This window comes from Cellulomonas sp. P4_A2 (genome assembly GCF_056402515.1).
The window spans coordinates 1-25,801 of the sequence record NZ_JBFUHG010000027.1; the positions used below are offsets into that span (position 1 = coordinate 1).

Here is a 25,801-nt window from a genome sequence, read left to right on the forward strand (position 1 = left end):
GAGGAGAGCCCCGTCCTCGTCGAGGGATCCCATCCGCATGGCGAGCCCGTGCCCGATGACGGGCATGGTCCGCGCGCGGACGGTGGTGAGCGCCGCGTCACGCAGAGGTCCGTCCAGCAGCTCCGGCGGACCGGAGAGCAGGACCTCGGCGAGGTCGAGGGCGCTGACGACGGGTGCCAGGGCGATGCCCAGCAGCCGTCCGACCGACGCCAGTGCGGCGTCGGACTCCTCAGGGGTGAGTCCCGCGATGCGGCGGCGCAGGGCCGGCACGCTCAGCACGGTCTCGAGGCAGCCCGATCGGCCGCAGGCGCAGTCGAGCGGGGGCTCGTCGCGCAGGTCGCCGTCGAGCACGGTGACGTGGCCGATCTCGCCCGCCGCGTGGTGGCGGCCCAGCACGAGTGCGCCGTCCACGACGATGCCGGCGCCGACACCCTGGCCGACCGTGACGACCATGCAGCCCGACCCGGCGGCCGAGCCGTACGTGAACTCGCCGAGCGCGCGCGTGTTGGCGTCGTTGGCGACATGCACCGGGACGCCGAGGTGCTCGGTGAGCTGCTGGGCCAGCGGGACGTTGTACCAGCCACGGTTGGGGGCCTGGACCACCATGCCGTCGAGGTCGATGACACCCGGGGACGCGATGCCGACACCGATGACCGGGCGGGTCGCCGCGGCCAGCAGGTCGCGGCAGAGCGCCTCGAGCAGGTCGGCGGCGGCCTCGCCCGTGCGACCTTCGAGGGCCTCGGACCTCCGGACGACGACGTCGCCGACGAGGGTCATGACCGCGCCCAGCAGGCGGGAGTCGTCGGTGAGGTCGACCGCGACGATCTGGAACGCCTCGGTCCGCATCCCGACGAGCGTGGCCGGCTTGCCGACCTTGCCCTCGACGCGGACACCGAGCTCCTCGACCAGCCCCTCGGCGATCAGGACGGCCACCAGACCGGACACCGTGACGCGGGTCAGACCCGTGCTGCGGGCGATGTCGGCACGGGACGCAGGGCCGATGTGGAAGAGGTGCGCGAGGACCAGCGACCGGTTGTGCGCACGTGCGTGCTCGGGGAGCACCTTGCCGGTCGGGCGCAGTGCCCGACCAACTCCCCGGGCCGCGGCGGGCGGCTGCGTTGTCGCTGTCACGTTTGTTAGTAGACCTTCCTTACTAATCGACGTCAAGTCACTTCGGTGACCGTGATCACATCGTGACCGGACGTTCACACGAGCGTTTCGTGGGATGACTTTGCGTTAACGCTCACACAGATCGCCGGTGGCGCACCGCGCTGACCTGCGCATCTACCGGTTCGTCGGGCGCGACCTGCGGGAACACCGTCGCCGTCCGATGCGTTCGCATGGACATGGAACTCGGGATGTACACGTTCGGCGACGCCCACCCCGACCCCGTCTCCGGCGAGGTCACCAGCCCCGGGCAGCGCATCCGCGACGTCCTCGAGCGGATCCGTCTGGTCGAGGAGGTCGGCCTCGACTACGTCGGGATCGGCGAGCACCACCGGCCCGACTACGCCATCTCCTCCCCCTCGACGGTCATCGCGGCGGGCCTCGCGCAGACCTCCCGGATCACCGTCGGCAGCGCCGTCACCGTGCTCTCCACCGAGGACCCCGTGCGGGTCTACCAGCAGTTCGCGACGATGGACCTGCTCTCGCAGGGACGCGTCGAGCTGCTCGCGGGGCGCGGGTCGTTCATCGAGTCGTACCCCTTGTTCGGCGCCTCGCTGGACGACTACGACGAGCTGTACGACGAGAAGATCCAGCTGCTCCTGCAGGTCGACGCGAGCGAGCGCGTGACGTGGTCCGGTCGGTTCCGGCCGCCGCTCGACGACGCGCTGGTCCTCCCTCGCCCCTTCGACCACCCCGGTCGCGGCCAGCACCTGACCATCGCCGTGGCGACCGGCGGCAACCCGCAGTCGTCGATCCGGGCCGGCGCGCTGGGGCTGCCCATCAGCTACGCGATCATCGGCGGCCAGCCGGCGTCGTTCGCCCCGCTGGTCGAACTGTACCGACGCGCCCACGCCCAGTCCGGGGCCGACGCGTCCACGCAGTTCGTGTCCGTGGCCGGCATGGGCTACTTCGCCGAGGACGGCAAGGCGGCGCGCGACTTCTTCTACCCGTACTGGCACGAGTCGATGCGGCGGATCTCTGCCGAGCGCGGCTTCTCGATGCCCAACCGGATCTCGTTCGAGTCCCAGGCCGCGCGCGGCGGCGCCTACTTCGTCGGCGAGCCCGAGCAGATCGCCGAGCGGATCGTCGCCCTGCACGAGGTGCTCCACCACGACCGGCAGTCGTTCCAGATGGACCTGTCCGGCGTCCCGCAGAAGGAGTCGCTGAAGTCGATCGAGGTGCTGGGCACCAAGATCGCGCCCCTGGTCCGCGAGGCGCTCGGCACCGCCTGACCCGCTCCCGGTGGCGATCCGGCCGGCGGCCCCGCCCGACGGCCCCCGGCGCTCGCGACGGCGCCACCAGCACGTGGGGCCCTCGCGTGGGCGGGGCGCCGTCGGCGTCGCGCGTCAGCCCTTCATGCGGCCCGTCTCGTAGGCCCACATCGCCAGCTCGACGCGGTTCCGCACGCCGAGCTTGCCCATGAGGCTGGCCAGGTGGGTCTTCACGGTGCTCATGCTGATGTGCAGCTCGTCGGCGATCTCGGCGTTGGTCCGACCGCGCGCCACCGTGATCAGCACGTCCTCCTCGCGACCGGTCAACGGGGCCAGGGGCTGAGGGGGCGGTCCACCGCGGGCCTCGGAGAACACGGCGAGCAGCCGGCGCGTGATGCTCGGGGCGATGAGGGCGTCACCGTCGGCGGCCGCGTGGATCGCCTGCACCAGCAGCTCTGGTCCGGCGTCCTTGAGCAGGAAGCCCCGCGCCCCGGCCTGCAGAGCGCCGTGGACGTACTCGTCGAGGTCGAAGGTCGTGATGACGACGATCGCCATCGGGTCCGCGACGGCGGGGCCGGCCAGCTGCCGGGTCGCCTCGATGCCGTCGATCCCGGGCATCCGGATGTCGAACAGGCAGACGTCGGGCCGCAGCCGGCGGGCCATCGCGACGGCGGACCTGCCGTCGACCGCCTGTCCGACGACGGAGATCCCGTCCTGGGCGTCGAGGATCATCGACAAGCCCGTGCGCACGAGCTCCTGGTCGTCCGCGACGAGAACGCTGATCGTCATCGAGACGCTCCTGCCTTGGGCAGGACGGCGTCGACCGTCCAGCCACGTTCGGCGCCCGGCCCGGCCGCGAGGGTCCCGCCGAGCAGGGCGGCCCGCTCGGTCATGCCGATCAGCCCGTACCCGGTCCAGCCGCGCCCGGTCACGTGCGGCTCGCCGTCGTCGACGACCGTCAGGCGGACCGTGTCCTGCGAGCCCGTCACCTGCACGGTGATCCGGGTGGCGTGGCGCGCGTGGCGGACGGCATTGGTGATCGACTCCTGGGCCAGCCGGTAGACGGCGGCGCCGACCGTCGGCCGCAGGTCGTCGAGAGCACCCTCGAGGGACACGGCCACGGGCGGGACCGTGCCGAACGCCAGACGCTCGATGTCGTCGACCCCCCGCTGCGGGGCGAGGTCGACGTCGTCGCCCTCGCGCAGCGTGCGGACCATGAGCCGCATCTCGCTGAGCGCGCGGGTCGCCTCGCCCTCGATCACCTCGAGCGCGTCGATCGCGGCGGTGGGGTCCGTCGCTCCCACGACCCGGCCGGCCTGCGCGCGGATCGCGATCGCCGAGACGTGGTGCGCCACGGTGTCGTGCAGCTCCCGCGCGAGCAGCTCTCGCTCCCGCAGCTTGACCTGGTCGGTCGCCCGGAGCCTGCTCGTCGAGATCACGCGCACCGCGCCGCCGATGAGGCACGGCGACAGGAAGAACACGGCCTCGCCGATCGTCTCCCCGACCGTCGTGTAGTGCCCGACGATGCCCAGGACGCCCGTGAGCAGGACGAGCCCGAGCCCCAGCACGACCTCGCGACCGCTCCCCCAGCGGCACAGTGCGTAGGACAGGATCAGGATCGCGGCGGTCGTGTACAGCCCGACGGAGTCGTCGAGCCGGTTGATCGCGGCGATGTCGACGACGAGGACCGCGCCGTACGCGACGAGCACGGCGAGCAGAGGACGCGTGCGACGGAAGAGCAGGGCGCCGATCGTGATCAGCGCCATGGGGATCGAGATGTAGAGCCACGCGACCTGGCGGGTGGCCACCTCGACCGCGGAGGCTACGAGCAGGATCCCGACGAGCCACCAGTCCCGCCAGACCCGCGCTGGCGCGCCGGGGGCCCGGGGGGCGGCCCAGAGGCGACGGATGGCTGCGATCACGTGTGCAGCCTAGGCATCCGCACCTGACCTGCGGATCGGCCGATCGAGCGCGTCGTCGGTCGGCCGATCGGACGAGGCGGTCAGCGCGACGTCCACCCGAGCGCGCCGGCGTGACGCACCGACTCCGACGCCAGCCGCACCCCGTCCCGGACCGCCTGCTCGATGTCGCTGCCGCGTGCCAGCGACGCCGCGATCCCGCCGTGCAGGACGTCGCCGGCCCCGAGGGTGTCGACGACGTCGGTCACCTGGGGCGGGACGATCTCGACGAGCCGTCCACCGACGAGCATCCGCACGGGCCCGGAGCCGGACGAGCGCGCCACCGACGCGGGACCGAGGGCGGCCACGGCGGCGAGCAGGTCGTCCTCGGTGGACGGCATCGCGAAGTCCCCCGAGAGCACCGCGTGGTCCACGTGCGCGAGCAGCCGCTCGAGGCCCGGCTTCCAGCTGCCGCCGTCGAGCACGACCGGGACGGCGGCCGCGCGGGCGAGCACCTCGGCCGCGGCCAGGTGGTGCCCGTCGACGAGCAGGGCGCCGGCCCCGTCGAGCACGTCGACGACCGCCGACGCCGCGTCCGCCAGGTCGGCGGTGCCCGTCGCGTTCACCGAGACGACCGCCCGTTCGCCCGTCGACCGGGTGACCAGGACCGTCGACACAGCGGGCGACCCGGGCATGCCGGCGCGCAGGTCCACGACCGACACCCCGGCGGCGACCAGGCCTGAGCGCACGAGGTCCGCGACGGGTCCGGCGCCCAGCGCGGTCACGAGGATCGTCGGCACCCCGAGGGCGACGGCGGTGGCCGCCGCGTTGGCGGCGGGCCCGCCGAACGTCACCGACAGGTCCCGGGCGACGAGCTTCTCGTCCGGGCCGGGCACGTGCTCGACCACCTGGACGACGTCGAGGGTCGCCAGCCCGCAGCAGACGAGGAGCGTCATGGAGCCATCCTGGCCGACGGACGCCCGGGTTCAGGCCGTCGCGGGCAGCGACCTGGTCGAGGGCCGGTCGACGAGCACGTACGTCACGCCCGCGAGCACGAGCGCGACCAGCACCACCGACGGCCACGCGCCGAGGTGCGGGGCGAGCAGGTGCGAGGCGACGAAGCACACGGCACCGGTCAGCACGACCAGCGTCACGCGCCACCAGCCGGCCGCTCGGGACCGGAACGCGCACCATGCGACACCCGCCAGGAGCACGGCGCCGCCGAGGGCGCGGACGTCGGTGAGCTGGGCGACGGCGAACCCGACGACCAGAGTCAGACCGGCGAGGACGGCGGTGGGGACGCGAGACATGTCGCACACCCTAAGCAACCGCCGCCGGCAACTCCCTGCCCGACCGCGCGAGTGTGACCGACCCCGCGCGGACGCCCCGTGCAGCGCACCGGGCGCGCGCAATAGGTTGGTCTTCGACCCGGCCCCGCGCGCGAACGTCGCGAGACCCAGCCGGAGAACGCCCGCAGAGAGGGAACCACCGTGCCCACGCCCCCCGTCGACGCCACCGCCACCACCGCCTGGCAGGACCTCAGCGAGCACGAGTCGACGCTCTCACCGGACCTGCGCGCGTGGTTCGCCGACGATCCCGCGCGCGCGACCCGCCTGACGTTCCCGCTGGCCGACCTCACGGTCGACCTCTCGAAGAACCTGGTCACCGACGAGACGATCACCCTCCTGCTCCGGCTCGCCGACGAGGTCGGCCTCGCGGACCGGTTCCAGGCGCAGCTGCGGGGCGACCACATCAACGTCACCGAGGACCGCGCGGTCCTGCACACGGCCCTGCGCCGCCCCGCGGGCAGCACACCGGCGCTCGTCGTCGACGGCCAGCAGATCGACGACGACGTGCAGGCCGAGCTGACCACGATGTACGCGTTCGCGGACAAGGTGCGCTCGGGGGCGTGGACCGGCGTGACCGGCGAGCGCGTGAAGACCGTGGTGAACATCGGCATCGGCGGCTCGGACCTGGGCCCGGTGATGGCGTACGAGGCGCTCAAGCCGTACGTGCAGCGCGGCCTCGAGGTGCGGTTCGTCTCCAACATCGACCCCACGGACCTGGCCGAGAAGGTCAAGGACCTCGACCCGACGACGACGCTGTTCATCGTCGCGTCCAAGACGTTCGGCACCCTCGAGACGCTCACGAACGCCCGCCTCGCGCGCGCCTGGCTCTGGGAGACGCTCGGCACCTCCGACGACGACGAGTCGCGCAACGCCGCGGTCGCCAAGCACTTCGTCGCCGTCTCGACGGCCTTGGACAAGGTGGCGGCATTCGGCATCGACCCCGCGAACGCGTTCGGCTTCTGGGACTGGGTCGGCGGCCGCTACTCCGTGGACTCGGCGATCGGCACGTCGCTCGCGATCGCCATCGGCCCCGACGGGTTCCGGGACTTCCTCGCCGGCTTCCACGCGGTCGACGAGCACGTGGCGAGCACGCCGTTCGCGCAGAACGTGCCCGTCCTCATGGGTCTGCTCAACGTCTGGTACGTCAACTTCCTGGGCGCGCACACGCACGCGGTCCTGCCGTACGCCCAGTACCTGCACCGCTTCCCGGCGTACCTGCAGCAGCTGACCATGGAGTCGAACGGCAAGTCGGTCCGCTGGGACGGCACCCCCGTCACCACGTCGACCGGCGAGGTGTTCTGGGGCGAGCCGGGCACCAACGGCCAGCACGCGTTCTACCAGCTCATCCACCAGGGCACGCGACTCATCCCGGCCGACTTCATCGCGGTCGCCAACCCGGCGCACCCCCTCACCGACGGCGGCGTCGACGTGCACGGCCTGTTCCTGGCCAACTTCTTCGCGCAGACGAAGGCCCTGGCCTTCGGCAAGACCGCCGACGAGGTGCGCGCCGAGGGGACCGCCGAGGCGATCGTCCCGGCCCGCGTCTTCTCCGGGAACCGCCCGACGACGTCGATCCTGGCCGGGGCGCTCACGCCGTCCGTGCTCGGTCAGCTGATCGCGCTCTACGAGCACATCACGTTCGTCCAGGGTGTCGTCTGGGGCATCGACTCGTTCGACCAGTGGGGCGTCGAGCTGGGCAAGCAGCTGGCCCTCGCGGTCGCGCCCGCCGTGCAGGGCGACGCCGCGGCCCTGGCCGAGCAGGACCCGTCGACGCAGGCCCTGATCACCAAGTACCTGGAGCTGCGCGACTGACGCTCTCCGGGCGTCCCGCCCGCGCGTGAGAGGCTCGCTCTCGTGAGCGAGGTGACGCGTGCGCGGGTGGACGCCTGGACCTGGGCGGTCCGCCTCTTCCCGACGAGGTCGGCGGCCGGCGCCGCGTGCAAGGCCGGCCACGTCCGCGTGAACGGCGAGCGCGCCAAGCCCGCGACCATCGTCGTCCCGGGCGACGAGGTGCACGTGCGCGGCGGCGAGCGCGAGCGGATCGTCGTCGTGCAGCGGACGGTCGTGAAGCGGGTCGGCGCTCCTGTCGCGGTCGCGTGCTACCTCGACCGCTCCCCCGCGCCGCCGCCCAAGGAGCACATCGAGGCGGGCACCCGCGACCGTGGCGCCGGCCGTCCGACGAAGCGCGACCGCCGTCTCATCGAACGGCTGCGCGGACACTGAGCCCACGGTCGGGATGCCGTCGACGTATGCCGACGGCACCCCGCCCGGTCAGAGGCCGAAGGTGGCGAGCCAGTCCTGGACGACGGCGATGTCGACCCGCTGGTACCCGCCGAGGTACCGGCAGTTGTCGGTGTACCCGTAGCTGGTGACAGCCACGACGCTGCCGTTCAGGAACACCGGGCCGCCCGAGTCGCCGAAGCACGTGCCGCCCGTGCCGCGGTTGTCCTTCTCGTTCCCGTTGGTCTGCAGGATCTGCGGGGTCAGCTTCTGACCCGGCATGTCGACATAGCGACGGATCAGCGGGTAGCTCATCGGCTGCGGCTTCTGGGGACCCGAGTCCGGCTTGCGAACCTCGGTGCCGTAGCCCACGGCCGTGAACAGGGTCTTGTTGAGCACCGGCTGCGCGAAGGCGTCGAGGTACCCGACGTCCGCGATGCTCGCCGGCGCGATGCCCGTCACGGGGCGGTCGAGCACGATGACCCCGACGTCGTTCCAGTTGTCCAGGTCGGTGAAGTCGGAGTAGTCGGGGTGCGTGTACGCGGTCCCGGACAGGTAGCCGGCGGCCTCGATCTCGGCCTGCGTGTACCCGACGGTCGGGTCGGCGGCGGCCGGGAACGGGCTCGGCGGCTGCTCGGCGATCACCGAGTCGAACGTGACGAGCGTCTTGCCCAACGTCTGGTCGGTGCAGTGCGCGGCGGTGAGCAGCACGGTCGGCGACACCAGGGTGGCGCTGCACCGGAAGCGCCCGTCCGCGCTGTAGAAGAGGATCAGTCCGACGTTCGGGTGGGTGTTCCCGTCGGGTGTGCCGCCCGTGCTGGCGAGGGCGGGTGCCGCCCCGAGGGCGGTCAGCCCCAGTGCCATGGTGAAGGCGACGGCGAGCTTGAGAAGTCTGGGCCGCATGCGAGATTCCTCCTGGTAGGTGGTGAGGACAGGTGTACCGCCGCACCGCCGAGGCGGCCACCCGGCCGGGTGCGTGCCCCGCGCCGGTCCTCAGGAGGATGTCGGGCCGATCCCCAGGCGCGACGCGAGCCCCATCGAGTCGAACGGGGCTCGGACCTTGATGTCGTTGTCGAAGTAGACGAACACGTCACGGCCGTCGACGGTGGGGCCCGGCTGCCCCAGACGCTTCGCGTCCGCCGGCTCCCCGCCGGACGCCCAGACCCGCACGCGCGCCGCCCAGCGGTCGAGGGCCTCGTCGTCGTAGCCGCTCGCGTAGAGCTCCTCGGCGCCGTGCAGCCGCAGGTACACGAGGTCGGAGGTGACGTCCTCGATCACGGGCCAGCGCCCGTCGGCGTCCGAGACGACGATCCCGATCCCGTGCGCGCGCACGAGGTCGACGAACGCCGGGGTCTCGAACGTCGCGTGGCGCACCTCGAGCACGTGCCGCAGGGGGCGGTCGGCGTCGGTCGTCGTCCAGGCGCGCCCGTCGAGGCGCTCGTCGTGGGACGCCGCGAGGTCCGCGGCCGCGGCCGTGCTCCGCGGCAGCAGGGCGAAGAAGGCCTCGAGCCGCCCCGCGTCGAACCCGAGGTTCGGGGGCAGCTGCCACAGGATCGGCCCCAGCTTCGGCCCGAGCGCCAGCACGCCGCTGGCCAGGAAGTTGGCGACCGGCGTGTCGACGTCCGCCAGCTTCTTCATGTGGGTGATGAACCGCGGCGCCTTGACCGAGAACATGAAGTCGTCGGGCGTCTGGGCGGCCCAGGTCCGGAAGTTCTCCGGCTTCTGCAGCGCGTAGAACGAGCCGTTGATCTCGATCGACGTCAACCTGCTCGACGCGTACTCCAGCTCGCTGCGCTGCGGGAGCGTCGCCGGGTAGAAGGCGCCGCGCCACGGCGGGTAGCGCCAGCCGGAGATCCCGGTGCGGATGGTCATGCGGGCATCCTGCCCTGCGGGGCCCACGCGTACCCGCTTTCCGACGAGGACGGCGCACACTGAGGCGTGAGCTCCGCCGCCTTCGTCGCCGACCCGGCGCAGCCGCGCGAGCCGCAGCTGGACGACGCGCCGCTGACCAGCGTCTACCGGCCCGCGGCACCCCTGGACCTCCGGCTCACGCTGCGCAGCCTGCGCCGCGGCGGCGGCGACCCGGCCTGGTTCTTCGCCCCCGACGGCGGCATCTGGCACGCCACCCGCACCGCCGACGGAACCGCCACGCGCCACCTCCACCAGCGCGCCGACGGCGTCCACGTGACCGTGTGGGGCCCGGGCGCGGAACGCGCGCTCGCCGGGACGCCCGACCTGCTCGGCGCCCGCGACTCGGGCGACGGGTTCGACTCCCGTCTCCATCGCGTGGTCCACGACGCCCACCGGCGCCTGCCGGGCCTGCGCATCCCCCGCTCGGGCAACGTGCTGGAGGCCCTCGTCCCGGCGATCCTCGAGCAGAAGGTGGTCGGCCTCGACGCGCAGGCGTCGTGGCGCACCCTCGTGCGGCAGCACGGGACCCCGGCCCCCGGCCCGGGACCTGCCTCTCTGCGCGTTCCGCCGGACGCGACGACCTGGCGCACGATGCCGGTCTGGGACTGGCGGCGGGCCGGCGTGGATCAGCAGCGCGCGGGCACCGTCCAGCGGGCCGCGACCGTCGCTGCGCGGCTGCAGGAGTCCGTCGACCTGCCGATGGCCGAGGCCTACCGCCGGCTGCTCACCGTGCGCGGGATCGGGCCGTGGACGGTGGCGGAGGTCTCGTCGCGCGCGCTCGGCGACACCGATGCCGTCTCGGTCGGCGACTTCCACCTCGCGCACCTGGTCGGCTGGGCGCTCACGGGCCGCCGGACCGACGACGCCGGGATGCTCGAGCTGCTCGCCCCGTGGGCCGGCCAGCGCCAGCGCGTCGTCCGGCTCATCGAGCTCACGCAGGCCTCGTCGGCACCCCGGTTCGGCCACCGCGCCCCGCGCGCCCGTCCGATGCGCTGAAAACTCGTCAGACCTGGAGTGTCGATCCCGGGTGCGGGTCTGCGTCGTGGGGGTGTTGGATCACATGCGACACCCCTACTGGAGGACACCATGCAGTTCCTGATGCTCGTCTGGGACGACCCCACCGCAGAGGCCTACGTGGCGGCCGACGACAACATCGAGGCCTGGGTCAAGGAGAACGACGCGGCAGGGCGCCGTCGCGACGGGGACCGGCTGCAGGCGCCGCAGGACGGGCGCACCGTGCGCGTGCGCTCGGGCAAGCTGCTCGTCACCGAGGGCCCGTTCGTCGAGACCCAGGAGCAGATCGCCGGGTTCGACCTGCTGGAGTGCGCGGACCTCGACGAGGCGATCAAGGTCGCCGCGGACCACCCGATGGCCCGGTTCGGCACGCTCGAGGTGCGCCCGTTCTGGAACTGGGCGGACTGAACGGCTCGTTCGGGGTGCCCGTGTCGGGCACCCCGAACACTGGCTAGGCTGACTCCCGTCGCACAGCGCACGAGCGCGCGGACCAGACCGGAGGACGACATGAGCCAGCCCCTCATCCAGCACCGTGAGGACGAGACCAGGTCCCCGGGACGCGCGATCTCGTTCGTCTTCCCGATGATCCTGTTCCTGGGCGGGCTGGCCCTGTTCACCATCGCGTTCAACTACAGCTGGGGCGCCTGGCTGTTCGTCGCCGGGATCCTCGTCATCGGCCTGGCCTTCGCCATCCCGACGACGATCCTGCCGGCGCTCGAGGACCGCGAGTAATCCTCAACGCCACCAGGAGCGCCTGCGCGTCTCGGCCCGAGGCGCCGGCGCGGGCGTGGCTCGTCGGGCCCGCCAGGCGGCCACCTCGCGCTCGACCTCCCGCAACGGCGTCACCACCGGCGGGCCGCCCATGAGCTGCCGACGCGCCGCGACGATCCGGGCGTTGAACTCGACGAGGACCTCACGCACGCGTGCCTCGTCGCGCAGACCGTCCAGCCGCTCGTCGAGCGCGGCGTCGTCCTTGCGCAGCTGGATCGCCTCGGGCAGCACGCCCGAGATCTGCTCGCGCTCGATCAGCGCCTTGAGCCACCAGTCCGGGTCGTGCCGCGCGCCGATGCCCGGGATCGGCTTGCCGGCCAGGGGCAGGTTGTCGAACTCGCCGCGTGCGATCGCCTGGTCGACCACGCGGTCCACCCACGCGGAGCGGAACTGCATCCGCCCGGCCATCGGCGTCGGCCCGGTGGGCAGCTGGTCGGACTCGCCCGGCTCGTGGTCGGGCTCGCCGGACTGCTCGGCCTCGGCGCGGTCGCGCCGCTCCTCGCGCTCGACCAGGTAGCGGGCCACGTCCAACGGGACGTCGTGCACGGCTCGCCGGCTCGTCTCGCTGCTCGGGTCGGTCTCGCGCACGGGTCACCTCCGACGGGTCGTTCGCACCACGGTACGACGAGGGTCCGACGGCCCGCACGGGCACCGTCGCGTCGACTCGCTCACACTCGACGCCTCGGCCGGCTGACACTCGGCCGTGGACCGTCGGTGCGACCGTCGGTCAGGTCGTGCTCGTCGTCGGCAGCCGCAGCTCCGCGCGCAGGCCGCCCAGGGGCGACCGGGCCAGCGTGATGTCCCCGCCCAGCTCGCGGGCGACCTCCCGGGCGATCGCCAGGCCGAGCCCGCTGCCGCCGGCGTCCCGCTCGCGCGCGTCGTCGAGCCGCACGAACCGCTCGAACACCCGCTCGTAGTCGCCCTCGGCCAGCCCCGCGCCGTCGTCGTCCACCTGCACGAGCCCGTCGGAGACCGTGACCGTGACCTGCGCGGACGCGTGCCGCACGGCGTTGTCGACGAGGTTGCGCACCACGCGCCCGACCGACGTCTCCCCCGCGAACGCGCGCCCCGAGCCCTGGACCACGAGGCTCACCGCGGTCGTCGGGACCACGTCGTGCACCACCTTCGCCAGGTCGACGTCCGTGCGCGCGGACGGCGCCGACCCGACCCGCGCGAGGAGCAGGAGGTCGTCGACGAGCGCCTGCATCCGCAGCACCTCCGCCTCGAGGTCTCCCGCGAGCTCGGCGGTGTCGTAGGAGTCCGGATGCAGGCGCGCCACCTCGATGCTCGCGCGCAGCGTGGCCAGCGGTGAGCGCAGCTCGTGCGCGGCATCGGCGACGAAGGTCCGCTGCCGCGCCGCTCCGGCGTCGAGCCGGTCGAGCATCGAGTTCAGCGTCCGGGCCAACGAGCCCAGCTCGTCGTCGCGCCACGGCACCGGCAGGGACCCCGGCCCGCCCGTCGACGCGACCTGCGCCGCGCCCCGGCGCAGCTCCTCGACCGGCCGCAGCGCCCGCCCGAGGATCAGCCAGACGACCAGCGCGAGCGCGAGCGTGAGCAGCGGGACCACGACGACGAGTGCCAGCCGCAGGGCGTCGATCACGCTCTGGACCTCCGCGATCGGCACCGTCGCGACGACCGTCACCGGCTCGCCCCGGTAGGTGACCGAGCGGGACGCGATCCGCGCCTCGTCGTCGTACGCGCTGGCGGCGGTGCTGCCGACGGTCGTGCCCGGGCCGACGTCGAGGGCGTCGAGCGGCACGACGGGCAGGGTCCGGCTCGCGTTCGGCGACGTGGCCAGCACCCCGCCGTCCGCGTCGAGCAGCTGCACGATCTCCCCGGGCTCCGCGACGGGCAACGCGTCGGGCAGCTGGTCGCTCTCCGCCAGGGCGGCCACCGTGGCGACGCGGTCCCGCACGACGGTGTCGAGCGCGTCGATGCGGGTCCGGCTCAGCACCGTCGTCAGCGCGAACGCCCCCACCACGAGCGCGACGAACAGCGCGCCCGACGCGATGAGCGTCAGGCGCATCCGCAGCGACGGGCCGTGCGAGGGGTGCTTCGGTCGGCGCAGGCCCATCAGGGGCGCCTAGCCGGCAACGCGGTACCCGGCGCCCCGGACCGTCTCCACCGACGCGCGGCCGAGCTTGCGGCGCAGGTAGGACACGTAGACCTCGACCACGTTCACGTCGTCGCCGTCGCCGTCCCACACGTGGTCGCGCAGCTCGACCTTGCCGACGACGCGGTCGGCGTGGTGCATGAGGTACTCGAGCAGGGCGACCTCGCGGGTGGTCAGCGGCACGGCCTCGCCCGCGCGGGTGACCCGGCGGGTCGCCGGGTCGAGCGCCAGCTCGCCGACCGTCAGGATCGGCGGACGCACCTGCGCCTGCCGCCGCAGCAGGGCACGCAGGCGGCTCGCCAGCACGACGAACGCGAACGGCTTGGTCAGGTAGTCGTCGGCACCCACGTCGAGCCCGTCGGCCACGTCGTACTCGCCGTCCTTGGCGCTGAGCATGAGCACGGGCGTCCACACGTCGCGCTCGCGCAGCGCGGTCACGACGTCGTAGCCGTTGCGCCGCGGGAGCATCACGTCGAGCACGATCGCGTCGTAGTCGTTCCCGGAGGCCAGCTCGAGCCCGGTGTCTCCGTCCAGCGCGACGTCCACGACGAAGCCCTCGGCGGTCAGGCCCCGTTTGAGGGCGCGCACCAGCCCCCGCTCGTCGTCGACCACGAGAACCCGCATGTGGCGAGCATGCCACCCGGCACGGCACACGAACGGCCGAGGGCTCACAGGCGCTCTCAGCGTCCGCTCAGCGACCATGGCGCACAGTGGAGCCATGACCGAGCAGCAGATGCCTGAGACGAGCACCCGACCACGCCGAACCCTGTCGACCCGCGCCCGCTGGGGCGTCCCCGTGGTCGCCGCCGTCGCCGTCGGGATCGCGTTCGCCGCACCACCGCTGCTGGCCAACGCCGACACCGCCGGCCTGCCGACGATCACCCCCGAGCAGCTCGCGGCGCAGGTGGCCGCCGCCGACCACCAGCCGCTGTCCGGCACGGTCGTCTACACGGCCCGCCTGGGCCTGCCCGAGCTCCCGTTCAGCGACGTCAGCGGCGCCAACCCCGTCGCGCTGCTGGGCGGCAGCTCGACCATGCGCGTGTGGACCGACGGCGCCGAGCGCTCCCGCGTGGCGCTCCTGGGCGACACGTCCGAGTACTCCGTGGTCCAGGACGGGCCCGAGGCGTGGACGTACTCGAGCACCGACGACGCGGTCGTCCACTACTCGATCGACCCGGCCGACGTCAGCCGGTACGACGACATGGCCGCGAAGGCCGAGGCCGGCGAGGTCCCGGTGTCCGGCGACCTGCCGACGCCCGCCGAGGCCGGGCAGCAGGCCGTCGCGATGGCCAAGCTGTTCTCGACGGTCTCGCTCGACTCGCAGACGAAGGTCGCGGGACGCGACGCCTACCAGCTCGTCGTCACCCCGAAGAGCCAGACCACCCTGATCGGGAGGATCGTGGTGGCCGTGGACGCCAAGACCAGCACGCCGCTGCGGCTGCAGGTCTGGAGCCGGGCGGACGCGAAGACGCCCGCGCTCGAGCTCGGCTTCACCGACGTCACCTTCGGGACGCCCGCCGACTCGGTGCTCGCGTTCTCGGCGCCTCCCGGGGCCAGCACCAAGGACGTCGTCGTCCCGCTGCCCGAGGAGCCGGCCGACACCCCGGCCGTGCCCGAGGGGCTGCCCGAGGGCGTGACCGTGTCCGGCATGGGCTGGGACACGGTGGTGCAGGCGTCGGGGCTCGACGTCCCGGGTCTCCTGGCCGGCGACCCGTCCGCAGCCGCGACGCTGCCCAAGCCCGACCGGACGTTCGACTCGCAGGGCGCCCAGGAGCTCTACGACCAGTTCGCCCCGCCCGAGGGCAGCGGGTCGCCGCTCGGCTCGCTCGACACCTCCGCGCTGTACGACCAGCTCACGACGGCGGTCCCCGAGGGGCGCCTGCTGAGCTCGGCGCTGCTGTCCGTGCTGGTGACGGACGATGGCCGCGTGCTGGTCGGCGCAGTACCCGGCGAGTCCTTGCAGGCCCTGGCCCGTGGCTGACCTCTCGTCGCCCGACGCCGCGCTCCCAGGTGCGGCGCCGGGCGACCTCGCCATCCGCACCGAGGGCCTGACCAAGCGCTTCCGGTCCGGGCAGGTGGCGGTCGACGGCATCGACCTGCGCGTCCCGCGCGGCGCGGTCTACGGGTTCCTCGGTCCGAACGGCTCCGGCAAGACGACGACGATCCGCATGCTGCTGGGCCTGGTCCGGCCGACGAGCGGCCACGCCGTGCTGCTGGGCGGTCGGATGCCCGAGGCCGGGGCCGACGTGCTGCCGCGCGTGGGCGCCCTGGTCGAGGGGCCGGCCTTCCACCCCTACCTGTCGGGGCGTGCGAACCTCGCCCGTCTCGACGCGAGCGACGCCACGGCCGACCCGCGGTCGTCGAGGGCGAGGTCCGACGAGGCACTCGAACGCGTCGGCCTGTCCGCGGCGGCGACCAAGCCCTACCGGCAGTACTCCCTCGGCATGAAGCAGCGGCTCGGGCTGGCCGCGGCGCTGCTGCGACCGCGCGAGCTGCTCGTCCTGGACGAGCCGACCAACGGCCTCGACCCGCAGGGCACGCGCGAGGTCCGGCACCTGGTGCGCGAGCTCGCAGATGGTGGAGCCACCGTGCTGGTGTCGTCGCACCTGCTCGCCGAGATCGAGCAGGTCTGCTCGCACATCGGGATCATGGGCCGGGGCCGGCTGCTCCTGCAGGGCGACCGCAGCGAGCTCACGGCCCGCGGCGCCGCCCGGATCCTGGTGCAGACGTCCGCCGACCACGTCGGTGCCGCCGCCGAGGTGCTCACCGGGCTCGGTCTGGCGGAGGTGTCGGTCGACGGGACCACGGTCGCCGCGCTCCTCGACGACACACCGCCCGAGAAGGTGTCTGCCGCGATCGTGCACGCGGGCATCGACCTGCTGGGCCTCGACGTGCGCCGGCCCAACCTCGAGCAGATCTTCGTCGAGCTGACCGGGGAGGGCTTCGATGTCGCTCGTTGAGGCACCGCGCATCCCGTCCGTCCCCGGCGCCCTCGGCCGCCTGGCGCGCAGCGAGCTGCGCCTCGTCTTCGGACGTCGACGCAACATCGTCCTGCTCGTCGGCCTGGCCATGGTGCCGCTGCTGCTCGGGCTCGTCCTGTTCGTCACGCGGGACAGCGCCCTCGGGGGTCAGGGGCCCGGGTTCATCGGCAACGTCACCGGCAACGGGCTGTTCCTCGTCATCGCGTCCCTGTTCCTGTGCCTGCCGTTCCTCCTGCCGCTGACCATCGGCATCGCGTCCGGCGACTCGGTCGCGGGCGAGGCCTCCGCCGGCACGCTGCGGTACCTGCTGGTCGTGCCCGTGTCCCGCACCCGACTGCTCGGTGTCAAGGCGCTCGGCGCGCTCCTGTTCGCGGGCGCGGCCGTGCTGTCGATCGCGATCGTCGGCCTCGTCGCGGGCGCGGTCTTCTTCGGTCTGCACGACATCACGCTGCTGTCCGGCACGACCGTGCCGCTGCTCGACGGGGTGGTGCGGGTGGCCGGCGTGGTCGCCTACGTCGCCATGTCGATGACCGGCCTCGTCGCGGTCGGGCTGTTCTTCTCGACGCTCACCGAGGTGCCCGTCGGCGCGATGGCCGCCACCGTCGTCGTGGCGATCGTGTCCGGCGTCCTGGACCAGCTCCCGTCGCTGCACGCCATCGCGCCCGCGCTGCTGACGCACCACTGGCTCGGGTTCGCGGAGTTCCTCCGCCTGGAGCCCGACTGGGGCGTGCTGGGTCAGGGGCTCGCTCTGCAGGCCGCGTGGGTGGTCATCTTCGGCGCGCTCGCGTGGAGCCGGTTCACCACGGCGGACGTCTCGTCCTGAGGCCTCCCGCAAGGCTTCCTGCGAGGCTTCCTGCGAGGCTTCCCGACGAACCTGACCACCCTCGTCCGCTCACGGCAGAAGGGATCGTCGGGCCTCCCGGGCCGATCGCGGGCTACCGTGACGAGGACCCGACCACTCACCGGAGGCCCCGATGACGCACCCGACCAGCACGCTGCGGCCGGCCGTCGTGCCCGAGCGCTCCCGGGTGACCGAGCCGTTGCTGCGGCACCTCGTCGGCGCGATCCTGCGGACGCGGCGCGAGGACCAGGGCCGCACGCTGCGGGACGTCGCGGAGAGTGCCCGCGTCTCGGTGGCGTACCTCTCCGAGGTCGAGCGAGGTCGCAAGGAGCCGTCCTCGGAGGTGCTCGTGGCCGTCTGCCGGGCGCTCGGGCTGCGGCTGGTCGACCTCGTCGGCGCCGCGCACGCCGAGCTGGCCCGCGCGGAGGGGCGCGTCGTGGTGGACCTGACCGCACCGGCGGAGGCGGACCTCGTCGCGACGAGCACCGAGCACGCGCTGGCGACCGTCACCCAGCTGTCGGGCCGGGCACCCGCTGACATGCCCGTCGCCGAGCTGGGCATCGCGTCGGACGTCGGCGCGGTGCTGCTCGCGGCCTGACACCGCCACCTCGCACCACCGCGCCGCCGCTGCCGTTCGCTACCCGGCGATCGCCGCGGGGAGCTCCTTGAGCGTCCTCACCACCCGGTCGGCCAGGCCGTAGTCGACCGCCTGCTGCGCGGTGAGGATCAGGTCCCGGTCGGTGTCCAGCCGGAGCTTGGCCAGCGGCTGGCCCGTGTGCCGGTGCAGGATCTGCTCAACCTCCCCGCGCAGCCGCAGCACCTCGCGCGCCTGGATCTCCAGGTCGGCCGCCGTCCCCTCGCCGCCGCCCGACGGCTGGTGCAGCAGCACACGCGAGTGCTCGAGCACGTGCCTGCTGCCCGGGGCGCCGGCGGCCAGGAGCACCGCCGCGGCCGACGCCGCCTGCCCGAGGCAGAAGGTCGCGACGGTCGGCTTGATGTACTGGATGGTGTCGTAGACCGCCAGCAGCGCCGTGATGGAGCCGCCGGGCGAGTTGATGTACAGGTGGATCGGCGAGTCCTGGCTCTCGGACTGCAGGTGCAGGAGCTGGGCGATCACCACGTTGGCCACGCCGTCGTCGATCTCGGTGCCTAGGAAGATGATCCGGTCGCCGAGCAGCCGCGAGTAGACGTCCGACGCGCGTTCGCCGTTCGGTCGCTGCTCGACGACGACGGGGATCGTGTAGCTCGCCATCACAGACCCACCTTCCGGGGGCTGTCCGGTCGGACGTCGTCGAGCTGCTCGACCACCTTGTCCACGAACCCGTACTCGAGCGCCTCGGTGGCGGTGAACCAGCGGTCGCGGTCGGCGTCGCGCTCGATCGCCTCGACGGACTGACCGGTGTGCTCGGCCGTGAGCGACTGCATGGTGCGCTTCACGTGCGCCATGTTCTGCGCCTGGATCGCGATGTCGACCGCCGTGCCCCCGATGCCGCCCGAGGGCTGGTGCATGAGGACGCGCGCGTGCCGCATCGCGTACCGCTTGCCGGGCGTCCCGGCGCTGAGCAGGAACTGCCCCGCGCTGGCGGCCAGCCCCATCGCGAGCGTCGAGACGTCGTTCGGGATGAGCCGCATGGTGTCGTACATCGCGAGCGCCGCGCTGATCGAGCCGCCGGGCGAGTTGATGTAGAGCGCGATGTCGCGGCGCGGGTCCTCGGCGGACAGCAGCAGGAGCTGCGCGCAGATGCGGTTGGCGACCGGGTCGTCGACCTCCTGGCCGAGCACCACGATGCGCTGGTGCAGCAGCCGGGTGGCCAGGTCGTCGTCGAACGGGCGCAGCGAGGGCGGCGCGCCGGTGCGGGCTGTGGGGAACATGCGAACCTCCCGGGGTCGGTCGGGCTGACCTTCCGACCGTCGCACGCGCTCGGCCGCCGGAGCCCCCTGGTCTGCCGTCGGCAGATCCGCCACGGGCAGACGCCGGATCCCGCTCGCCACGGGATGCCCGCGTGGCGCAGACTGCGCACCGGACGAGCGACGGAGGCAGGATGATCGACGCGGACGGGCGACGCATCCTCGACCTGCGCGCGGACTGCGAGCGATGCGTCGGGCTGTGCTGCGTGGCGCACGCGTTCGCCCCCTCGTCGGACTTCGCGTTCGACAAGCCGGCCGGCACGCCGTGCCGGAACCTGCAGGGCGACTACCGCTGCGGCATCCACCCCGAGCTGCGCGAGCGGGGGATGTCGGGCTGCACCGTCTACCAGTGCTTCGGCGCGGGCCAGCACGTCACCCAGGACCTCTACGGGGGCCGCACCTGGCGGGACGATCCGACCCTGGCCTCCGACATGTTCGCGGACTTCGCCACCGCCCGGGACCTGCACGAGATGCTCTGGTACCTCACCGCGGCCCTGGAGATCGCCGCAGCGGCACCGGTGCACGACGAGATCGCCGCGCTGGCCGACGAGATCACCGGGCTGACCGACGACGTGGACGCCCTTCGCACCGTCGACACGATGGCGCTCCCAGGCCTCGTCGGACCCCTCGTGGATCGGGTGCTCGCACTCGCCCGACCGAGCGGACCGGTGCTGCGCGGGGCCGACCTGGCGGGGCGCCGGCTGACCGACCTGCGCGCCGCCGAGCTGCGCGGCGCGAGCCTGCTGGGCGCCGACCTGCGTGGCGCGGACCTGCGCGAGGCGGACCTGCTCGGCGCCGACCTGCGCGGTGCGGACCTGCGCGGCGCGGACCTGTCGACAGCGTTCTTCGTCACCCCGAACCAGGTCGCCTCAGCGCGCGGCGACGCGGCGACCCGCCTGCCGGAGCGCCTCGGGGCACCGCCGAGCCACTGGGCCTAGAGCTCGGCGAGCGGCCCCACCGCGGGCGCGACGTGGTCGCGGACCCACGCCGACAGGCTCGTGGCCGGCGGCCGCAGGATCACCGTCTCCACCCCGAGGTCCCGGTAGGGCTCGATCTCCTTGACGAAAGCGTCGACGTCGCCCGCCAGCAGCGCGTCGCCCCCGTGCAGCATGGTCACGCGGATCTCGGCGGGGTCGCGGCCCACGTCGGCGCAGTGCGCGCGCAGCACGTCGAGCTTGTGCGCGATCGCCTCGGGAGTGCTGGCGAACAGGTTGCACGCGTCCCCGTACTGGGCCACCAGCCGCAGGGTCTTCTTCTCTCCCCCGCCGCCGATCATGATCTCCGGGGTGTGCAGGGGCATCGGCGAGCAGAGCGTCTCGGCCAGCTGGTAGTGGGTGCCCTCGTACGGGCCGTCGTTCGTCGGGTCGTACATCTGCCGGCAGATCTGCAGCGTCTCCTCGAGCCGCTCGAACCGCTCCGCGAGCGCCGGGTACGGCACGCCGAACGCCCGGTGCTCCTCCTCGTACCAGGCGGCGCCGATGCCGAGGGTCGCCCGCCCGCCACTGAGCACGTCGAGCGTGGCCACGATCTTGGCGAGCAGCCCCGGGTAGCGGTAGGTCACGCCCGTGACCAGCACGCCCAGCTGCACCCTCGACGTCACGCCCGCGAGGTAGCCGAGCGTCGTGTACGCCTCCAGCATCGGGTCCTCGCGCGGGAACCCGGCGGCCATCATCTGGAAGTAGTGGTCCATCACGGAGACCCAGGCGACCCCGGCCTCCTCGGCCGCGACGGCGGTGTCGGCGAGCTCCTGGCGCATGGCCGACGCGGGCACCGAGTCGAACCGCATGAGATGGATACCGACGCGCACGGGAAGCTCCTTCGACGAGAGGACGAACACGAGGCAGCCTGCCTCTTCGAGCGCGCTCGAAGTCAAGCGGGCGGACCCCTCAGCGCGAGACCACCCAGTCGGAGAGCACCAGCAGGACGACGTCGACGCCGGCCACCGCGATCGCGGCCGTGAACGGCAGCCGGTTGCGGCCGCCGTTCAGCGCCACCGTCGTGCCCAGGATCGTCAGCCCGAGCGCGACGACGAGCGCCGCCGCGGCGCCGATCGACGGATCGCCCGGCGGTGCGAGCACCACCAGGACCGTCGCGGCGACGAGCGCGACGGCGGAACCGATGCTCGTGGCCGTGCCGCCGATGCGGTGCGGCAGGCCGCGCACGCCGGTGGCGCGGTCGTCCTGCAGATCCGGGATGACGTTGGCGCCGTGCGCGCCCACACCGAGCAGCGCGCCGCCGAGCACCGCCCACCACGCCGCGACAGGGTGGCCCGGCAGGGCGAGCGCGATGGCGAGGGGCAGGAACCCGAACGAGAACGCGTAGGGCGCCCACGACCAGACGGTGCTCTTCAGCCGCAGGTTGTACGACCACGCCGACGCGACCGTGGCCAGGTGCACGAGCCCGGCCCGCCAGCCCAGCGACATCGACAGGACGACGCAGGCCGCGAGCGCCACGAGGGCGGCCCTGCGGACGGAGGCGACGCTCAGGCGGCCGTCCCCGACGGGCTTGTCGGTCCGGCCGACGGCGGCGTCCCGGCCCGCGTCGATCCAGTCGTTCGACCAGCCGACCGACAGCTGGCCGGTCAAGATCGCCAGCCCGACGAGGACCGTCGTGAGCACCGGGGCACCGGCGCCCGCGGCCATCGCGAACGCGAACGCGGTGACCGCGACCGTCGGACCCGGGTGGCACGCCCGGGCGAGGTCGCGCACGTGACGCGTGCCCGTCCGTTGCTCGTCGACCATCCCGCTCCCTCGCTCGGCTCGCAATCGTCGCAGGTCCCGTGCGGCTCGCACCTCCGTCCAGCGGGCGGCACCGCCCTCGTGACACGATGCGCGAATGGTGCGAATCGCCTCGGTCGCCGCCGTCCTGCCTGAGCACGTCCACGCGCAGGCGGAGATCGCCGACATGCTCGCGCCCCTGCTGACCGACGACGAGCGGCTCTGGCCGACGATCAGGCGCGTGCACGCCGCCGAGGGGATCGAGACCCGGCACCACGCGCTCGCGCTCGAGGAGTACGCGTCGCTGACCACCTTCCGCGCGACGAACGACGCGTTCCTGCGCGTCGGCACGGACCTCGCCGCGGCAGCCGTGCGGCGCGCCCTCGCGGAGGCGGGCCTGACGGCGACGGACGTTGACTACGTCCTGTTCACCTCCGTCACCGGCATCGGCGCCCCCTCGATCGACGTGCTGCTCGCGGACCGGCTGGGCATGCGCTCCGACGTCAAGCACGTGCCGGTGTTCGGCCTGGGGTGCGTGGGCGGCGCGGCCGGGATCGCGCGCGTGCGCGACTACCTGCAGGGCCACCCGCAGGACGTCGCGCTGCTCGTCTCGGTCGAGCTGTGCTCGCTGACCCTGCAGCACGGCGACGCCTCGATGGCCAACATCGTCTCGAGCGGTCTCTTCGGGGACGGCGCATCGGCCGTCGTCATGGTCGGTGCCGGTCGACCCGAGCCCGGCGTGGAGGTCGTCGACACCCGCAGCGCGCTCTACCCCGACACGCTCGACCAGCTCGGCTGGGACATCGGGGGCAGCGGGTTCCGGATCGTCCTGTCGCCGAGCATGGCCGACATCGTCGAGGAGCACGTCGGCCGCGACGTCGTGGACCTGCTCGCCGCCCACCAGCTCAAGGTGAGCGACGTCGGCACCTGGGTGGCCCACACGGGCGGCCCGAGGATCCTGGAGTCCGCGGCGCGGGCGCTCGGGCTTCCCGACGAGGCACTGGCCGCGAGCTGGGCGTCGCTCGCGCGCGCCGGGAACCTCTCGTCGTCGGGTGTCCTGCACGTGCTGGCCGACGAGCTCGCCGTCGGCGGTCAGCTGCCCGGGTCGGTCGGCGTGCTGTTCGCGTTCGGACCGGGCGTCTGCGCCGAGCTGGTCCTGCTGCGCTGGCCGGCTGAGGGCGGGTCCCGATGACCTGGTACACCGTCCTCGTGCTCGCCGTCGGGGTGGAGCGGCTCGCGGAGCTCGTCGTCGCGAAGAGGCACGCCACCTGGGCGTTCGCGCACGGCGGCGTCGAGAGCGGCCAGCGCCACTACCCGCCGATGGTCGCCCTGCACACCGGTCTGCTGATCGCCTGCCTCGTCGAGGTGCAGGTGGCCGACCGCCCGTTCCTGCCCGTCCTCGGCTGGACCGCGTTCGTCCTGGTCCTGGCGTCCCAGGCGCTGCGCTGGTGGTGCATCGCGACGCTGGGCAACCTGTGGAACACCCGCATCATCGTGGTGCCGGGCGTGGACCTGGTGCACCGCGGGCCGTACCGCTGGCTGCGGCACCCGAACTACGTCGCAGTCGCGGTCGAGGGAGCCGCGCTCCCCCTGGTCCACACGGCCTGGGTCACGGCGCTCGCCTTCACCGTGCTCAACGCGATCCTCCTGCTCGGCTTCCGCATCCCTGCCGAGGAGCGCGCCCTGCGGTCCGTGGCGGCACCCGCATGAGACCTGACGTCGACGTGCTCGTCGCCGGGGGCGGACCGGTCGGGCTCGCGGTGGCGATCGAGGCGCGGCTGGCGGGTCTGCGCACGGTGGTCGTCGAGCCCCGCGCGACCCCCATCGACAAGGCCTGCGGCGAGGGCCTCATGCCGGGCGCCGTGGCGGCCCTGGAACGCCTCGGCGTGCACCCGGCCGGGCACGAGCTCACGGGGATCCGGTACATCTGCGGCGACCGCGCCGCCGACCATCTGTTCACCGGAGGCGCCGGTCTCGGCGTGCGCCGCACGGCCCTGCACCTCGCGCTGGCCATCCGCGCCGAGGAGCTCGGGGTCGAGGTGCTGGCCGGCAAGGTCGACACCGTCGCGCAGGACGACGAGTCGGTGACCGCGGCGGGTGTGCGGGCCGGCTGGCTCATGGCCTGCGACGGGCTGCACTCGACCGTCCGGCGGCAGGTCGGTCTCAACCGGCCCGTGAAGAACCCGCAGGACCGCCGGTACGGGATCAGGCGGCACTACCGCGTCGCGCCGTGGAGCGACCTGGTCGAGGTGCACTGGGGCCGGCACGTCGAGGCGTACGTGACGCCGGTGTCGAACGACGTCGTCGGCGTGGCCCTGCTCGGACCGCCGCACTACGACTACGACCGCAACCTCGACACGTTCCCCGCCCTGCGCCGGCACCTGGGCGAGGCACCGACCCTCGGGCCGCCGCGCGGCGCCGGACCGCTGCTGCAGAAGACGCGTGCGCGCACGGCCGGCCGCGTGCGCCTCGTCGGCGACGCCTCGGGCTACGTCGACGCGCTGACGGGCGAGGGCGTCCGGGTAGGGCTCGCGCAGGCGGCCGCCGCCGTGCGCACGCTCGGGCCCGACGTCGAGCGTTCGTCGGCCGCCTACGAGAAGGCCTGGACGGCGGCCACTCGCGACTACCGGATGATCACCAGCGGGCTGCTCGCGGCGGCCGGGTCGCCGCTGCGGCGCAGCATCGTGCCCCTCGCGGCCGGGCTGCCGAGCGTCTACGGCGGGATCGTCGAGCGGCTGGCGCGCTGACGACGAGGCCTACCAGGGCACCGGCCCCGCCGCGTCGGTGAACGTGCCGGTCGGCGCCCCGGGCTCGAGCGTGGCCGCGCGGACGGTCGACTCGGCGCCTTGCTCCACCGACTGCGTGCCGCGGAACCCGTTGAGCCCGGTCGACGTGTACCCGGGGTCGACGGCACTGACCTGATAGCCGCTGAGGTCCTTGGCGTACTGCGACGCGATCATGTTCAACGCCGCCTTCGACGACGGGTACGCGAGCCCGAGCAGGCTGGACTCGAGACGCTGCGGGTCCGTCGTGACCCCGAACGAGCCCATGCCGCTGGACACCATGACGACCCGCGGTTGCGACGAGCGGTCGAGCAGCGGCAGGAACGCGTGCGTGGTGCGCACGGGCCCGAGGACGTTCACGCCGTACACCGGGATGAACTGTGCCGCGACGGCTTCGCGGGGCGCGACGAGTCCGCCGGCGACGCCCGCGTTGTTGACGAGGACGTCGAGCCGCCCGCAGGCCTCCCCGACCGTGGACACGGCCGCCGCGACCGAGGCGTCGTCGAGGACGTCGAGGGCGACGACGCGCACGTCGCCGGGGATCTGCGCCGCGACGGCCGCGCCGCGGTCGGCGTCGCGGGCGCCCAGCCAGACGGTCCAGCCGAGCGCGGCGAGCCGACGGACGGTCTCGCGGCCGATGCCCTGGGTGGCGCCCGTGACGAGCGCGATGGTGGTGGATGTCGTTGTCATGGCTCCACCGTGCGGGTCCCGCAGCGCCGGATCCAGGACGAGCGGACCGTAGGACCGTCAGTCCCAGGCTGCGCGGCCCGCGACGAGGCATCCTGGTGCGATGGACCGACCCGAGCTGGCCCGCGTGCTCGTCCGAGCACGCACCGCGCTGACGCCGCAGGACGTGGGGCTGCCCGCCGGCAACCGTCGTCGGGTCGCCGGCCTGCGTCGCGAGGAGGTCGCCCAGC

General features: G+C 73.4%; 29 protein-coding genes. 14 read left to right on the top strand and 15 right to left on the bottom strand.

Going from position 1 to position 25,801, the window contains the following annotated elements; translation table 11 throughout:
- Positions 1-1,131 (bottom strand): ROK family protein (locus AC1DUE_RS19065; RefSeq protein ID WP_477040984.1); only part of this gene is annotated, 1,131 nt, incomplete at its 3' end.
- 209 nt (positions 1,132-1,340) lie between these two features.
- On the opposite strand from AC1DUE_RS19065, the gene AC1DUE_RS19070 reads away from it, so the two are divergent.
- On the top strand, positions 1,341-2,399 hold the full coding sequence (locus tag AC1DUE_RS19070; RefSeq protein WP_477040985.1) for an LLM class flavin-dependent oxidoreductase: 1,059 nt from the start codon (positions 1,341-1,343) through the stop codon (positions 2,397-2,399).
- Between the two features lie 114 nt (positions 2,400-2,513).
- On the opposite strand, the gene AC1DUE_RS19075 is transcribed toward AC1DUE_RS19070, so the two are convergent.
- The 4 genes from AC1DUE_RS19075 to AC1DUE_RS19090 all read right to left on the bottom strand — a co-directional run bounded on the left by AC1DUE_RS19075 (position 2,514) and on the right by AC1DUE_RS19090 (position 5,586).
- Positions 2,514-3,167 carry a response regulator gene (locus tag AC1DUE_RS19075; RefSeq protein ID WP_477040986.1) on the bottom strand — a complete coding sequence of 218 codons (654 nt, stop codon included), beginning with the start codon at positions 3,165-3,167 and terminating at the stop codon, positions 2,514-2,516.
- Positions 3,164-4,300 (bottom strand): sensor histidine kinase, encoded by a 1,137-nt coding sequence (locus AC1DUE_RS19080; RefSeq protein ID WP_477040987.1) that lies wholly within the window; start codon positions 4,298-4,300, stop codon positions 3,164-3,166. Before AC1DUE_RS19080 ends, AC1DUE_RS19075 begins: the two co-directional genes overlap by 4 nt.
- Positions 4,301-4,380: 80 nt before the next feature.
- Positions 4,381-5,232: a PfkB family carbohydrate kinase gene (locus AC1DUE_RS19085; RefSeq protein WP_477040988.1), complete on the bottom strand. Its 852-nt coding sequence runs from the start codon at positions 5,230-5,232 to the stop codon at positions 4,381-4,383.
- A gap of 30 nt (positions 5,233-5,262) precedes the next feature.
- A complete protein-coding gene (locus AC1DUE_RS19090) occupies positions 5,263-5,586 on the bottom strand; it encodes a hypothetical protein (protein WP_477040989.1) in 324 nt (107 codons plus the stop codon).
- A gap of 180 nt (positions 5,587-5,766) precedes the next feature.
- Between AC1DUE_RS19090 and pgi the strand changes: the two genes are divergently transcribed.
- Together pgi and AC1DUE_RS19100 are read left to right on the top strand one after the other, a co-directional pair.
- Entirely contained in the window at positions 5,767-7,437 is a 1,671-nt protein-coding gene (pgi, locus tag AC1DUE_RS19095; RefSeq protein ID WP_477040990.1) for a glucose-6-phosphate isomerase, read from the top strand.
- A gap of 42 nt (positions 7,438-7,479) precedes the next feature.
- Positions 7,480-7,848: an RNA-binding S4 domain-containing protein gene (locus AC1DUE_RS19100; protein WP_477040991.1), complete on the top strand. Its 369-nt coding sequence runs from the start codon at positions 7,480-7,482 to the stop codon at positions 7,846-7,848.
- 48 nt (positions 7,849-7,896) lie between these two features.
- On the opposite strand, the gene AC1DUE_RS19105 is transcribed toward AC1DUE_RS19100, so the two are convergent.
- Positions 7,897-8,748, bottom strand: a complete 852-nt coding sequence (locus AC1DUE_RS19105) for a S1 family peptidase (protein WP_477040992.1) — start codon at positions 8,746-8,748, stop codon at positions 7,897-7,899.
- Between the two features lie 90 nt (positions 8,749-8,838).
- On the bottom strand, positions 8,839-9,717 hold the full coding sequence (locus tag AC1DUE_RS19110) for a DUF72 domain-containing protein (RefSeq protein ID WP_477040993.1): 879 nt from the start codon (positions 9,715-9,717) through the stop codon (positions 8,839-8,841).
- 66 nt (positions 9,718-9,783) lie between these two features.
- Between AC1DUE_RS19110 and AC1DUE_RS19115 the strand changes: the two genes are divergently transcribed.
- The 3 genes from AC1DUE_RS19115 (at position 9,784) to AC1DUE_RS19125 (ending at position 11,502) form a co-directional block, all read left to right on the top strand.
- Entirely contained in the window at positions 9,784-10,752 is a 969-nt protein-coding gene (locus tag AC1DUE_RS19115) for a DNA-3-methyladenine glycosylase family protein (RefSeq protein WP_477040994.1), read from the top strand.
- Positions 10,753-10,842: 90 nt separating this feature from the next.
- Positions 10,843-11,178 (top strand): YciI family protein, encoded by a 336-nt coding sequence (locus AC1DUE_RS19120; protein WP_477040995.1) that lies wholly within the window; start codon positions 10,843-10,845, stop codon positions 11,176-11,178.
- 99 nt (positions 11,179-11,277) lie between these two features.
- On the top strand, positions 11,278-11,502 hold the full coding sequence (locus tag AC1DUE_RS19125; RefSeq protein ID WP_477040996.1) for a hypothetical protein: 225 nt from the start codon (positions 11,278-11,280) through the stop codon (positions 11,500-11,502).
- Between the two features lie 3 nt (positions 11,503-11,505).
- Here AC1DUE_RS19125 and AC1DUE_RS19130 read toward each other — a convergent pair whose 3' ends face one another.
- From AC1DUE_RS19130 to AC1DUE_RS19140, 3 genes are all read right to left on the bottom strand, one after another.
- Positions 11,506-12,129, bottom strand: a complete 624-nt coding sequence (locus AC1DUE_RS19130; RefSeq protein ID WP_477040997.1) for a DnaJ family domain-containing protein — start codon at positions 12,127-12,129, stop codon at positions 11,506-11,508.
- Positions 12,130-12,268: 139 nt separating this feature from the next.
- Positions 12,269-13,615, bottom strand: a complete 1,347-nt coding sequence (locus AC1DUE_RS19135) for an ATP-binding protein (RefSeq protein WP_477040998.1) — start codon at positions 13,613-13,615, stop codon at positions 12,269-12,271.
- Positions 13,616-13,624: 9 nt separating this feature from the next.
- Positions 13,625-14,278 carry a response regulator transcription factor gene (locus AC1DUE_RS19140; protein WP_477040999.1) on the bottom strand — a complete coding sequence of 218 codons (654 nt, stop codon included), beginning with the start codon at positions 14,276-14,278 and terminating at the stop codon, positions 13,625-13,627.
- A gap of 94 nt (positions 14,279-14,372) precedes the next feature.
- On the opposite strand from AC1DUE_RS19140, the gene AC1DUE_RS19145 reads away from it, so the two are divergent.
- The 4 genes from AC1DUE_RS19145 (at position 14,373) to AC1DUE_RS19160 (ending at position 18,074) form a co-directional block, all read left to right on the top strand.
- Positions 14,373-15,635, top strand: coding sequence for a LolA family protein (locus AC1DUE_RS19145; RefSeq protein WP_477041000.1), 1,263 nt, complete (start codon positions 14,373-14,375; stop codon positions 15,633-15,635).
- Positions 15,628-16,614 carry an ABC transporter ATP-binding protein gene (locus tag AC1DUE_RS19150; RefSeq protein ID WP_477041001.1) on the top strand — a complete coding sequence of 329 codons (987 nt, stop codon included), beginning with the start codon at positions 15,628-15,630 and terminating at the stop codon, positions 16,612-16,614. Before AC1DUE_RS19145 ends, AC1DUE_RS19150 begins: the two co-directional genes overlap by 8 nt.
- Positions 16,601-17,458, top strand: coding sequence for an ABC transporter permease (locus tag AC1DUE_RS19155; RefSeq protein ID WP_477041002.1), 858 nt, complete (start codon positions 16,601-16,603; stop codon positions 17,456-17,458). The genes AC1DUE_RS19150 and AC1DUE_RS19155 overlap by 14 nt, the downstream gene beginning before the upstream one ends.
- A 151-nt stretch (positions 17,459-17,609) precedes the next feature.
- On the top strand, positions 17,610-18,074 hold the full coding sequence (locus AC1DUE_RS19160) for a helix-turn-helix domain-containing protein (protein WP_477041003.1): 465 nt from the start codon (positions 17,610-17,612) through the stop codon (positions 18,072-18,074).
- A 39-nt stretch (positions 18,075-18,113) separates the two neighbouring features.
- On the opposite strand, the gene AC1DUE_RS19165 is transcribed toward AC1DUE_RS19160, so the two are convergent.
- Together AC1DUE_RS19165 and AC1DUE_RS19170 are read right to left on the bottom strand one after the other, a co-directional pair.
- Positions 18,114-18,728: a ClpP family protease gene (locus tag AC1DUE_RS19165; RefSeq protein ID WP_477041004.1), complete on the bottom strand. Its 615-nt coding sequence runs from the start codon at positions 18,726-18,728 to the stop codon at positions 18,114-18,116.
- The gene (locus tag AC1DUE_RS19170; RefSeq protein ID WP_477041005.1) at positions 18,728-19,348 is read right to left on the bottom strand and encodes a ClpP family protease; all 621 of its coding nucleotides are present in this window, start codon (positions 19,346-19,348) and stop codon (positions 18,728-18,730) included. The genes AC1DUE_RS19165 and AC1DUE_RS19170 overlap by 1 nt, the downstream gene beginning before the upstream one ends.
- A gap of 170 nt (positions 19,349-19,518) precedes the next feature.
- Between AC1DUE_RS19170 and AC1DUE_RS19175 the strand changes: the two genes are divergently transcribed.
- Complete coding sequence (locus tag AC1DUE_RS19175) at positions 19,519-20,322, top strand: pentapeptide repeat-containing protein (protein ID WP_477041006.1); 804 nt, start codon at positions 19,519-19,521, stop codon at positions 20,320-20,322.
- On the opposite strand, the gene AC1DUE_RS19180 is transcribed toward AC1DUE_RS19175, so the two are convergent.
- Positions 20,319-21,191: an LLM class F420-dependent oxidoreductase gene (locus tag AC1DUE_RS19180; RefSeq protein ID WP_477041007.1), complete on the bottom strand. Its 873-nt coding sequence runs from the start codon at positions 21,189-21,191 to the stop codon at positions 20,319-20,321. The genes AC1DUE_RS19175 and AC1DUE_RS19180 overlap by 4 nt on opposite strands.
- A gap of 79 nt (positions 21,192-21,270) precedes the next feature.
- Complete coding sequence (locus AC1DUE_RS19185; RefSeq protein ID WP_477041008.1) at positions 21,271-22,125, bottom strand: UbiA family prenyltransferase; 855 nt, start codon at positions 22,123-22,125, stop codon at positions 21,271-21,273.
- A gap of 94 nt (positions 22,126-22,219) precedes the next feature.
- Here AC1DUE_RS19185 and AC1DUE_RS19190 point away from each other — a divergent pair, with 94 nt between their 5' ends.
- The 3 genes from AC1DUE_RS19190 to AC1DUE_RS19200 are packed head-to-tail and all read left to right on the top strand — an operon-like array spanning position 22,220 to position 24,848.
- Complete coding sequence (locus AC1DUE_RS19190) at positions 22,220-23,293, top strand: type III polyketide synthase (protein WP_477041009.1); 1,074 nt, start codon at positions 22,220-22,222, stop codon at positions 23,291-23,293.
- A complete protein-coding gene (locus AC1DUE_RS19195) occupies positions 23,290-23,811 on the top strand; it encodes an isoprenylcysteine carboxyl methyltransferase family protein (protein ID WP_477041010.1) in 522 nt (173 codons plus the stop codon). Before AC1DUE_RS19190 ends, AC1DUE_RS19195 begins: the two co-directional genes overlap by 4 nt.
- Complete coding sequence (locus tag AC1DUE_RS19200; protein ID WP_477041011.1) at positions 23,808-24,848, top strand: NAD(P)/FAD-dependent oxidoreductase; 1,041 nt, start codon at positions 23,808-23,810, stop codon at positions 24,846-24,848. Before AC1DUE_RS19195 ends, AC1DUE_RS19200 begins: the two co-directional genes overlap by 4 nt.
- Before the next feature lie 9 nt (positions 24,849-24,857).
- Here AC1DUE_RS19200 and AC1DUE_RS19205 read toward each other — a convergent pair whose 3' ends face one another.
- A complete protein-coding gene (locus AC1DUE_RS19205; RefSeq protein WP_477041012.1) occupies positions 24,858-25,574 on the bottom strand; it encodes an SDR family NAD(P)-dependent oxidoreductase in 717 nt (238 codons plus the stop codon).
- Positions 25,575-25,801 lie beyond the last annotated feature (227 nt).

Bases quoted from the DNA above. Each gene is read 5' to 3' on its own strand.
- AC1DUE_RS19070 (WP_477040985.1), top strand. From the start codon at position 1,341: ATGGACATGGAACTCGGGATGTACACGTTCGGCGACGCCCACCCCGAC.
- AC1DUE_RS19075 (WP_477040986.1), bottom strand. From the start codon at position 3,167: ATGACGATCAGCGTTCTCGTCGCGGACGACCAGGAGCTCGTGCGCACG.
- AC1DUE_RS19085 (WP_477040988.1), bottom strand. From the start codon at position 5,232: ATGACGCTCCTCGTCTGCTGCGGGCTGGCGACCCTCGACGTCGTCCAG.
- AC1DUE_RS19090 (WP_477040989.1), bottom strand. From the start codon at position 5,586: ATGTCTCGCGTCCCCACCGCCGTCCTCGCCGGTCTGACTCTGGTCGTC.
- AC1DUE_RS19105 (WP_477040992.1), bottom strand. From the start codon at position 8,748: ATGCGGCCCAGACTTCTCAAGCTCGCCGTCGCCTTCACCATGGCACTG.
- AC1DUE_RS19110 (WP_477040993.1), bottom strand. From the start codon at position 9,717: ATGACCATCCGCACCGGGATCTCCGGCTGGCGCTACCCGCCGTGGCGC.
- AC1DUE_RS19120 (WP_477040995.1), top strand. From the start codon at position 10,843: ATGCAGTTCCTGATGCTCGTCTGGGACGACCCCACCGCAGAGGCCTAC.
- AC1DUE_RS19125 (WP_477040996.1), top strand. From the start codon at position 11,278: ATGAGCCAGCCCCTCATCCAGCACCGTGAGGACGAGACCAGGTCCCCG.
- AC1DUE_RS19135 (WP_477040998.1), bottom strand. From the start codon at position 13,615: ATGGGCCTGCGCCGACCGAAGCACCCCTCGCACGGCCCGTCGCTGCGG.
- AC1DUE_RS19140 (WP_477040999.1), bottom strand. From the start codon at position 14,278: ATGCGGGTTCTCGTGGTCGACGACGAGCGGGGGCTGGTGCGCGCCCTC.
- AC1DUE_RS19145 (WP_477041000.1), top strand. From the start codon at position 14,373: ATGACCGAGCAGCAGATGCCTGAGACGAGCACCCGACCACGCCGAACC.
- AC1DUE_RS19155 (WP_477041002.1), top strand. From the start codon at position 16,601: ATGTCGCTCGTTGAGGCACCGCGCATCCCGTCCGTCCCCGGCGCCCTC.
- AC1DUE_RS19160 (WP_477041003.1), top strand. From the start codon at position 17,610: ATGACGCACCCGACCAGCACGCTGCGGCCGGCCGTCGTGCCCGAGCGC.
- AC1DUE_RS19165 (WP_477041004.1), bottom strand. From the start codon at position 18,728: ATGGCGAGCTACACGATCCCCGTCGTCGTCGAGCAGCGACCGAACGGC.
- AC1DUE_RS19170 (WP_477041005.1), bottom strand. From the start codon at position 19,348: ATGTTCCCCACAGCCCGCACCGGCGCGCCGCCCTCGCTGCGCCCGTTC.
- AC1DUE_RS19175 (WP_477041006.1), top strand. From the start codon at position 19,519: ATGATCGACGCGGACGGGCGACGCATCCTCGACCTGCGCGCGGACTGC.
- AC1DUE_RS19185 (WP_477041008.1), bottom strand. From the start codon at position 22,125: ATGGTCGACGAGCAACGGACGGGCACGCGTCACGTGCGCGACCTCGCC.
- AC1DUE_RS19190 (WP_477041009.1), top strand. From the start codon at position 22,220: ATGGTGCGAATCGCCTCGGTCGCCGCCGTCCTGCCTGAGCACGTCCAC.
- AC1DUE_RS19195 (WP_477041010.1), top strand. From the start codon at position 23,290: ATGACCTGGTACACCGTCCTCGTGCTCGCCGTCGGGGTGGAGCGGCTC.
- AC1DUE_RS19200 (WP_477041011.1), top strand. From the start codon at position 23,808: ATGAGACCTGACGTCGACGTGCTCGTCGCCGGGGGCGGACCGGTCGGG.
- AC1DUE_RS19205 (WP_477041012.1), bottom strand. From the start codon at position 25,574: ATGACAACGACATCCACCACCATCGCGCTCGTCACGGGCGCCACCCAG.